The sequence below is a fragment of the Streptomyces sulfonofaciens genome, from assembly GCF_014656295.1.
GTDB lineage: Bacteria > Actinomycetota > Actinomycetes > Streptomycetales > Streptomycetaceae > Streptomyces > Streptomyces sulfonofaciens.
The window spans coordinates 1-3725 of sequence record NZ_BNCD01000057.1 but is presented as its reverse complement, the minus strand read 5'-3'; the positions used below and the strand labels follow the sequence as shown (position 1 = coordinate 3725).

Annotated in this window: 2 protein-coding genes; one reads left to right on the top strand and one right to left on the bottom strand. The window is 74.4% G+C overall.

Going from position 1 to position 3725, the window contains the following annotated elements; all coding sequences use genetic code 11:
- Positions 1-436: 436 nt before the first annotated feature.
- Positions 437-1519 carry a bile acid:sodium symporter family protein gene (locus IE313_RS34500; RefSeq protein ID WP_189939318.1) on the top strand — a complete coding sequence of 361 codons (1083 nt, stop codon included), beginning with the start codon at positions 437-439 and terminating at the stop codon, positions 1517-1519.
- Here the strand turns inward: IE313_RS34500 and IE313_RS34495 are convergent.
- A complete protein-coding gene (locus IE313_RS34495) occupies positions 1503-3521 on the bottom strand; it encodes an exo-alpha-sialidase (protein ID WP_189939317.1) in 2019 nt (672 codons plus the stop codon). The genes IE313_RS34500 and IE313_RS34495 overlap by 17 nt on opposite strands.
- Between the last annotated feature and the right edge of the window lie 204 nt (positions 3522-3725).

Below are 3725 nucleotides of genomic sequence, written 5' to 3'. Positions count from 1 at the left end.
CGCGGGCCGGCGGCCCCGGCTTCCCCTGCTTCCCGTCCCCCGGCGCCGGCGCCCGGCGCCGGCGGACGGGAAGCGCCTGCTGCGCGGTGGTGCGCGTGGGTGCCGTGGTGCCGTGGGTGCGGGGCACGGTCCGTGGGCGGCCAGGCCAGGCATGGCCGTCGAGCGGAGCACCGAGTGCGCGAGCCGTCACTCACGGCGGCGGTCCGGTGAAAGCCCCAGGTCAGCGGCTGGACAACCATCCGGTGGCGGAGCCCGCCACGGCAGTGGTCATCGCGTTTGATGTTTACAGTAAGTTTGGTATGCCGGATTCCCGATCACCGTGATCAGGAGGATGATGGAGAGGGCACGTTCCGCGCCGAAGCGGCGGGGAGCGTGCTTCGCACACGGCGGCCGGAACACACCACGGCCGAGCACGAGAACCACGTACGAGGAGCGCATGCCGAAGCGCCTGACCTGGCCGTCCTGGCTGCCGGTCGACCCCTATGTCCTGCTGTTGCTCGCCACCGTCGGGCTCGCGGCCCTGCTGCCGGCCCGCGGCGCCGCCGCCGACGGCGCGTCCTACGCCTCCACTGCCGCGGTGGCGCTGCTGTTCTTCCTCTACGGTGCGCGCCTCTCGACCCGCGAGGCACTGCGCGGCCTCGCCCACTGGCGGCTCCACCTCACCGTTCTGGCCTGCACGTTCGTCCTCTTCCCCGCGCTCGGCCTGGCCGCCCGCGGCCTGGTCCCCTACGTGCTGACCCCCGCTCTCTACAGCGGCTTCCTGTTCCTGACACTGGTGCCCTCCACCATCCAGTCGTCCATCGCCTTCACCTCGATCGCCCGCGGCAACGTGCCCGCGGCGATCTGCGCGGGCTCCTTCTCCTCCCTCGCGGGCATCGTGCTCACCCCGCTGCTCGCCCAGGCGCTGCTGCCCGGCAGCGGCGGCTTCACCGGGTTCTCGGGCGCGGCGCTCGGGCAGATCGCCCTCCAGTTGCTCGCACCGTTCCTCGCCGGTCAACTGCTGCGCCGTTGGGCAGGAACGTTCATCCTGGGGCACAAGCGGATCCTCGGCCTGGTGGACCGCGGCTCCATCCTGCTCGTGGTCTACACCGCGTTCAGCGAGGGCATGGTGCGCGGCATCTGGCACCAGGTCACCGCACTGCGGCTCGTCGCCCTGCTCGGGGTCGAGGCGGTGCTGCTCGCCGTCATGCTGACCGTCACCTGGTACGGCGGCCGGCGTCTCGGCTTCGACCGCGGCGACCGGATCGCGATCCAGTTCGCCGGGTCGAAGAAGTCGCTCGCCTCCGGGCTGCCCATGGCGAGCGTGCTGTTCGGCCCGCAGGCCTCGCTCGCGGTGCTGCCGCTGATGCTGTTCCACCAGATGCAGCTCATGGTGTGCGCCGTGATCGCGCGGCGGCGGGCCGGGGATCCGCGGCCCCCGGCGTCCGGGGAGGGCGCGGCCGCCGGCTCCGCGTCCCGGGCGCCGGCCGTCGGTCCCGGGAGGCGGAGCATGCAGCGGAGCGTCAGCGCCGCCCGCTGACCCGGTCGAGCGGGAGCCACAGCACCAGGTCCCGGTTCCACGGCGCACGCTCCGCCGCCGTCGGGCCGGCGCCGCCGAGCGCATCCAACTGCGGGTCGGTCAGGCCGCGCGCCCAGACCCGCACGTCGTCGATGGCGCCGGTGAAGAAGGCCCGGCTGTCCATCCGCTGGCCGATGTGGACGCCGAACGGCGAGTTGCGGCTCACCGAACCCGGCACGTCGGCTCCGCTGACCGCGGTGAAGTCCACCGCCAGCGTCAGCCGCCCGCCGCTGCGGCGCAGCGCGAGGTGGTGCCAGCGGCCGTCGTTGTAGGCACCGGCGACGCGCACGGAGGCCGAGGCGGGCGGGCGGGCGCCGTCCCGGGTGGTGATCAGACCGGTGATGCGGTTCGAGGCGGGCTCGGCGCGCAGCCACACCTGCGGCTGGGTGTCGCCTGTGCCGCCCATCCACAGCAGCGGCTGCTCCCCGCCGGTCGCGGTGTAGCGGAACCACAGGGACGCCGTGAAGTCCCGGGTGCCCAGCCGCAGGTCCTCGCGGAACGGCAGCCGTACCGCGTCGTCCGTGCCGTCGAAGGCCAGGGCGCCGCCGAAGACGCCGCGGGTCCCCTGCGCGCTGCCGAGCACCGCGGCGGGCGGCTCGGCCCCGGCCCGGTCGGAGGTGGTCGGGTAGGGGCCCTGCCGCGGGGTCAGCGAGTCCTCGGTGAAGCGGGCGAAGCGGATCTCGTCCCGTGCGTCCACCGCTCCGCCCTCGTACAGCAGGCCGATGGTGCCGCCGCCGGCGCGGACGAGGTCGGAGTAGCCGGACCAGTCGGTCGTGACGACGGTGCCGCGGTCCACGCCGTCCCAGGTGCGGCCGCCGTCGTAGGAGGAGCGGATCATCATGGTCCTGCGGCGGTCCGGGTCGGCCGGGCAGGACATCAGCAGGTGGTCGTGGCCCACGTCGAGGACCGCGCCCTGCACCATCGGCGCGTACAGGCCGGGCAGCGCGCGGAAGGGGGCCTCGAAGCTGCCGCCGCCGTCCCTGCTGATCGCCTCGGTGCGGTGGCCGAGGTCCGTGCCGTCCTGCTCCCGGCCGCTGACGTAGACGGCGCCGTCGCCCCGCTCCGCCACGGTCATCTCCGAGGGCTTCTGGCGGAATGTTCCGTCCGGCGCGATGGGCCAGGAGTCGTGTGCGCCGATCCGCCAGTGGCGGCCGCCGTCGTCGCTGACGACGAGCGCGGCGTTGTTCGCGGTGACCCGGGTGCCGTCCCAGGTCTCGGTGTTGACGGCGAGGACCAGCCGGCCCCGGTGCCGTCCCCCGGCCAACTGGATGCCGTGCACCGGCCCGGTGGCGTACCAGGAGTTCCAGCTCGGCGGCAGGATCTCGGAGCTGAGGTCGCGCGGCTCCGACCAGGTGCGCCCGTCGTCGTCGCTGTACTGGAGGTGCGGTGTGCGGTCGCAGGGCACGGCGCAGCTCCTGCCGTCGGTGCGGCCGGTGTTGTACGTCTCCGCCAGGAGGATTCGGCCGGTCCTGCGGTCCACGAGGGGCGCCGGGTTGCCGTGCGTGTCGCCGCCGCCGTGGTTGACCACGGTCAGCGGGCCCCAGGTGCGGCCGCCGTCGGTGGAGCGCTTGACGACGATGTCGATGTCTCCGGCGTCACCGCAGTCGTGCACCCGGCCCTCGGCGAAGGCCAGGAGCGTGCCCGCGGCCGTCCTGACGACGGCCGGGATCCTGAAGCACGCGTACCCCGGATCCTGGGCGGCCTTGAAGAGGACCTGCTGCTCGAACCCTGCCGCGGGTGCGGGTGCGGGTGCGGGTGCCGGTGCGGGGGCGGGTGCGGGCGGGGCCGCGGGCGTGGCCGCCGCGGCCCCGCCCGGGGGAGCGGCAAGCGCGACCGTGGCGGCGAGCACCAGGGCGCGAAGCGCGACGGATCTGGCGGGCCGGGCGGCCCTGCGGGCCCACCGGGCCCGGAGTGCCCCCCTGCCATCCGTGGTTCTCAGGCGGGCGCGAAGGTGTGACGGCATGGTGAGACCTGCCCTTCAAGGCATCCGGACTCCAGGACATCCCACGTCCGACGTTCAATGTCTCAGACGCTACGTGCGTCGGGGTACGGGCGACAAGAAGCGTGCGGCGACGACGTGCGCGGCGCGGCGGGCGGGTTGGCGGGTCCGGTGGCCGGTGCGGCCCCCGGGCGGGTGGGCGTGGCGTGTGCGGCGGCGCGGCCGCAC

Bases quoted from the DNA above. Each gene is read 5' to 3' on its own strand.
- IE313_RS34500 (WP_189939318.1), top strand. From the start codon at position 437: ATGCCGAAGCGCCTGACCTGGCCGTCCTGGCTGCCGGTCGACCCCTAT.
- IE313_RS34495 (WP_189939317.1), bottom strand. From the start codon at position 3,521: ATGCCGTCACACCTTCGCGCCCGCCTGAGAACCACGGATGGCAGGGGG.